At 66.3% G+C, this 4407-nt stretch carries 4 protein-coding genes and 1 pseudogene; 3 read left to right on the top strand and 2 right to left on the bottom strand.

The genetic code is table 11. The features are described from left to right. Window positions 1–289 (bottom strand): annotated as a pseudogene (locus tag CVM52_RS23980) (pyridoxal phosphate-dependent aminotransferase); the annotation flags it as partial. A gap of 57 nt (window positions 290–346) precedes the next feature. Then, the gene (locus CVM52_RS23975) at window positions 347–691 is read right to left on the bottom strand and encodes an MmcQ/YjbR family DNA-binding protein (protein ID WP_100164836.1); all 345 of its coding nucleotides are present in this window, start codon (window positions 689–691) and stop codon (window positions 347–349) included. A gap of 208 nt (window positions 692–899) precedes the next feature. Between CVM52_RS23975 and cysS the strand changes: the two genes are divergently transcribed. The 3 genes from cysS to CVM52_RS23960 all read left to right on the top strand — a co-directional run. Beyond that, entirely contained in the window at window positions 900–2273 is a 1374-nt protein-coding gene (cysS, locus tag CVM52_RS23970; RefSeq protein ID WP_100164835.1) for a cysteine--tRNA ligase, read from the top strand. A 238-nt stretch (window positions 2274–2511) separates the two neighbouring features. Beyond that, window positions 2512–4134 (top strand): citramalate synthase, encoded by a 1623-nt coding sequence (gene cimA / locus CVM52_RS23965; protein ID WP_100164834.1) that lies wholly within the window; start codon window positions 2512–2514, stop codon window positions 4132–4134. Beyond that, window positions 4118–4407, top strand: a 290-nt coding sequence (locus tag CVM52_RS23960) for a squalene/phytoene synthase family protein (RefSeq protein ID WP_172721079.1), incomplete at its 3' end; no start/stop codon positions are given. The genes cimA and CVM52_RS23960, both read left to right, overlap by 17 nt.

The following is a 4407-nucleotide window of genomic DNA, read 5'->3' as shown; positions in this document are numbered from 1 at the left end:
TCAGGATGTTGTCGCGGGTCGTCGGCACGCCGGTGCGGGCCTGGATCCGCGCCGCGACGGTGTCGCGCAGCGCGGCGATGCCCGGCACCATGGCATAGCCGGTATGCCCGCCGGTGGCGGCGCGGTCCATCGCCGCCAGGATCGAAGGGTGGGTGCGGATGTCATGTTCGCCGATGGTCAGCTCGGTGACGGCGGTGCCCTCGGCAATCATCTGGCGGGCGCGGTAGAACACGCCCCAGCCGTCGCTGCCGCCGCCATTGAGCGTGGTGATGCGCTGGGACAGGTGCATGGCGGTCTCCCTTCGCTGATGCAGGCCGACAGGGGCAGAGCGCGGCGGGATTGTCAATCAGGCGCGTGGCGACAGAGTGGCCTGCAGCTTTTTCGTCAGGCCGGCGCGGATCAGGTCATAGGAGGTTTCCAGCCGGTGGCGCAGCTCGTCCTCGCCGGTGCCCCAGGGCAGCAGCACCCAGCTGCGGTGGAAATATTTCGCCCGCTCGCCGATGCCGGCATCGATCAGCATCTGCGCGGTTTCCACATCCGCGGTCTTGACCGCCACGCCGGTGTCCATCGAGCCGATACAGGCGAACATCTTGCCGCCGACCTTCCAGGCGTCATGGCCGCCGCCCCAGGGGTCGGAGACTTCGGCGCCGGGAAAGCGGCTGCAGATGGCGGTGACGGTGGCGCGGCTCATGATCGCGAGCCTGCCAAGCCGCACCAACCCGCGCAAGAGGCTTGATCCGCGGGCGCGGGCGGCGTAAGAGCGGGGCATGAACCGTTTCTGCATCATTAACTGCTGCATTATTTCCTGCTGATATCCACAGCGGGCCGGTTTTCTTCGTTTACATCCCTGAACCAAGTTGACATGCCCGCGCCGGGACCCCGCGCGAGGACTGACGTCTATGACCGAGATCAGGCTGTACAACACCAAAACCCGCAAGAAAGAGGTGTTTGAGCCTCTAACCGCCGAGAATGTGCGGATGTATGTCTGCGGCCCCACCGTCTATGACCGCGCGCATCTGGGCAATGCCCGCCCGGTGGTGGTGTTCGACGTGCTGTACCGGCTGCTGCGGCATGTCTACGGCGCCGATCAGGTCACCTATGTCCGCAACTTCACCGACGTCGATGACAAGATCAACGCCCGCGCGGCGGAATCCGGGCGCGCGATTTCGGAAATCACCGCCGAGACCACGCAATGGTTCCTGGATGACATGGCGGCGCTGGGGGCGCTGGAACCGACCCAGATGCCGCGCGCGACCGGGTTCATCCCGCAGATGGTGGCGATGATCGAGACGCTGATCGACAAGGGCCACGCCTATGCCGCCGAGGGCCATGTGCTGTTCGCCGTGGATTCGTGGAAGGACCGGTATGGCGCGCTGTCGGGCCGCTCGGTCGAGGACATGATCGCCGGTGCCCGGGTCGAGGTGGCGCCCTACAAGCGCAACCCGATGGATTTCGTGTTGTGGAAGCCCTCGTCCGACGATCTGCCGGGCTGGGACTCGCCCTGGGGCCGGGGGCGGCCGGGCTGGCATATCGAATGCTCGGCCATGGCCTATGAGCTGCTGGGCGACAGCTTTGACATTCACGGCGGCGGCAACGACCTGATGTTCCCGCATCACGAGAACGAGATCGCCCAGTCCTGCTGTGCCCATCCAGAAGGCGATTTCGCCCGGTTCTGGCTGCATAACGAGATGCTGCAGGTCGAGGGCAAGAAGATGTCCAAGAGCCTGGGCAATTTCTTTACCGTGCGCGACCTGCTGGACCAGGGCGTGCCGGGCGAGGTGATCCGCTTCGTGTTCCTGAGCACGCATTATCGCAAGCCCATGGACTGGACGGAGAAAAAGGCACGCGAGGCAGAGGCGACGTTGCGCAAATGGTATGCGCAGGTGGAGCAGGGACCGGTGTCTGCGGTGGTCCATGCGCCGGTAATCGACGCGCTGGCCGATGATCTGAACACGGCGGGGGCGCTGTCGGAACTCCATCAGCTTTCGCAGGCTGACGATGTCGCGACCCTGCGCGCAACGCTCGGATTTCTTGGCCTGATGGGGGATGCAGTTCCAGATTGGGCGGAAAAACCGGATATCGACCTGTCAGGATACGCAGACTGGTTCGCAGGCCTGCGTGAACAGGCAAAGGCGAAGAAGGATTTTTCCGAGGTGGACCGCGCCAAGGCCGCACTGGTCGCTGCCGGGGTCGAAGTGCGGATGAGCAAGGAGGGTGTCGAATTGTTGCCAGCCGCCGGTTTTGACGCTGCCAAGCTCGAGGCCCTCAAATGACGCGCGCCGCCAGCCATACCAGCCCGCGGGCGTTCCGCCCGGGCGGCGCCCGACCCTCCCCATGGGAGGACGCATGGGCGATGTCATGCGCCGCTCGGCCCGAGTGCGGGGCGTTCGGGATCAAGCGCGGATCACAAGCCGAGCAAAGCGCGCCCCCAGAGTTGGGCGCCGCTCTCGGGCGCACCGCCGTCCCGGGCCTGACCCGCAACCTCCTCCCTCACGCCGCTGGAGTCCTGTCATGAGCCGTGAACGTCTCTATCTCTACGACACCACCCTGCGCGACGGGCAACAGACCCAGGGCGTGCAGTTCTCCACCGCCGACAAGGTGCAGATCGCCCAGGCGCTCGACCGGCTGGGGATCGACTATATCGAGGGCGGCTGGCCCGGCGCCAACCCGACCGACAGCGCGTTTTTCGAAGCCGCCCCCAAGACCCGCGCCAAGATGACCGCCTTTGGCATGACCAAGCGCGCCGGGCGTTCGGCGGAAAATGACGATGTGCTGGCGGCGGTGATGAATGCCGGCACCGGCACGGTTTGCCTGGTCGGCAAAAGCCATGACTACCATGTCGAGGCGGCGCTGGGCATTACCTTGGCGGAAAACACCGAGAATATCCGCGCCTCGATCGCCCATATCGTCGCGCAGGGGCGCGAGGCGCTGTTTGACGCCGAACATTTCTTCGACGGCTACAAGTCCAACCCGGAATACGCGCTGGAGGCCTGCCGCGCCGCCTTTCAGGCCGGGGCGCGCTGGGTGGTGCTGTGCGACACCAATGGCGGCACCCTGCCGGACGAGATCGCGCGGATCGTCAGCGAGGTGATTGCCGCCGGTATCCCCGGCGACCGGCTGGGCATCCACACCCATAACGACACCGAAAACGCGGTGGCCGGCACCCTGGCCGCGGTGGAGGCCGGGGCGCGGCAGGTGCAGGGCACGCTGAACGGGCTGGGCGAACGCTGCGGCAATGCCAACCTGACCTCGCTGATCCCGACGCTGCTGTTGAAAGAGCCCTATGCCAGCCGCTTCGACACCGGGGTGAGTCACGAGGCGCTGGTCGGCATCACCCGGATCAGCCGGATGCTGGACGATATACTGAACCGCGTCTCGCTGCGCCAGGCGCCCTATGTCGGCGCCTCGGCCTTTGCCCATAAGGCGGGGCTGCATGCCAGCGCGATCCTGAAGAACCCCGACACCTACGAACATATCGAGCCCGAGCTGGTCGGCAACGAGCGCATCATCCCGATGTCGAACCAGGCCGGGCAGTCCAACCTGCGCCAGCGCCTGGGCGAGGCGGGGCTGGTGGTTGGCAAGGGCGATCCGGCGCTGGGCCGCATCCTCGAACGGGTCAAGGCGCGCGAGGATGCGGGCTATTCCTATGACAGCGCGCAGGCCAGTTTCGAGTTGCTGGCGCGCGACGAGCTGGGCCAGCTGACCGAACATTTCGAGGTCGAGCGCTATCGGGTGATCTCGGAACGCCGCCGCAACGCCAAGGGCCAGATCGTGGTCGAATCCGAGGCGGTGGTCACCGTGCAGTTCCGCGACGGGTCGAAGCGCACGGGATATTTCAAGAACGAACACCCGCAGGACCTGCATGATGACGGGCCGGTCAACGCGCTGTGGCAGGCGCTGAAGGCCGATCTGGGCCCGTTTCAGAGCCTGATCGACGAGATCAAGCTGCGCGACTTCAAGGTGCGGATCACCAATGGCGGCACCGAGGCGGTGACGCGGGTGATCATCGATTTCCAGGACGGGCAGGGCCGGCGCTGGGCGACGGTGGGGGTCAGCCCCAATATCGTCGACGCCAGTTTCGAGGCGCTGCTGGACGCGATCCGCTGGAAGCTGATCCGTGACCTTCAGCCCTGACCTGGCCGCCTGCGCCGCGCTGGTCCAGCGCGCCGATCCCGACCGTTTCCTGGCAGTGATGGCGGCGCCGGTGGCGGCGCGGCGGGTACTGTTCCCGCTCTACGCGATGAATGTCGAGGTGTCGCGCGCGCCCTGGGTCACCGCCGAGCCGATGATCGCCGAGATGCGCCTGCAATGGTGGCGCGACGCGCTGGCCGAAATCGCCGGTGGTGGCGCGGTGCGCCGGCATGAGGTGGTGACGCCGCTGGCCGCGGTGCTGGCGCCGGATCTGGC

Origin of the sequence: Pseudooceanicola lipolyticus (assembly GCF_002786325.1) — a bacterium.
Taxonomy (GTDB): Bacteria; Pseudomonadota; Alphaproteobacteria; order Rhodobacterales; family Rhodobacteraceae; genus Pseudooceanicola_C; species Pseudooceanicola_C lipolyticus.
This window is presented reverse-complemented; position numbering and strand designations above follow the sequence as displayed.

Coding starts and splice junctions, on each gene's coding strand:
- CVM52_RS23975 (WP_100164836.1), bottom strand. CDS start 691: ATGAGCCGCGCCACCGTCACCGCCATCTGCAGCCGCTTTCCCGGCGCC.
- cysS (WP_100164835.1), top strand. CDS start 900: ATGACCGAGATCAGGCTGTACAACACCAAAACCCGCAAGAAAGAGGTG.
- cimA (WP_100164834.1), top strand. CDS start 2,512: ATGAGCCGTGAACGTCTCTATCTCTACGACACCACCCTGCGCGACGGG.